Below are 575 nucleotides of genomic sequence, written 5' to 3'. Positions count from 1 at the left end.
TGGCGCGCAACCAAACCATTTAAAGGGCATGCGGGTTTTCACATTTGGGCGGGTTACAGCCTGTTCCCGAACGCGGCCTGGAAATATCTGGTGGCTGAGTGGCTACGGGTGAAAAACGATCCGCTCATGCGTCAGACCTTTATCAACCTGGTGCTTGGCGAGCCGTATGAAGACCGCGGCGAAAAAGCGCTGAGCGAGAAACGCTTGCTGGAACGCTGTGAAGTCTATGCAGCAGAAGTGCCTGACGGCGTGGCGGTATTAACGGCCGGCATCGATACCCAGGATGGTCGCTTTGAAATTGAGGTGACGGGTTGGGGACGTAATGAGGAGAGCTGGTCGATTGCCTTCGACGTGATTGAGGGCGATCTGGAAACCAACGAACCGTGGCAACGCCTCGATGCGTATCTCAAGCAGGTCTGGCGCCGGGCTGACGGGCGTGGATTCACGATCATGGCGGCCTGCATGGACTCCGGTGGCCACCACACCCAGAAAGTTTACGAGTTTGCCAAAGAGCGCCTTGGCCGCCGAATTTGGGCGATCAAGGGCGAATCGGCGCGCGGTGGTAAACGTTCGCC

Annotated in this window: 1 protein-coding gene; it reads left to right on the top strand. The window is 57.9% G+C overall.

The window, feature by feature from the left end:
• On the top strand, positions 1–575 hold a 575-nt coding region (locus tag C9411_RS25350), incomplete at both ends, for a terminase gpA endonuclease subunit (RefSeq protein ID WP_199200164.1).

This window comes from Serratia sp. Nf2, from assembly GCF_003028435.1.
In the GTDB taxonomy this organism is placed as follows: Bacteria; Pseudomonadota; Gammaproteobacteria; order Enterobacterales; family Enterobacteriaceae; genus Serratia; species Serratia marcescens_L.
The sequence above is the reverse complement of the archived record's forward strand: the minus strand, read 5'-3'. Positions and strand labels throughout refer to the sequence as shown.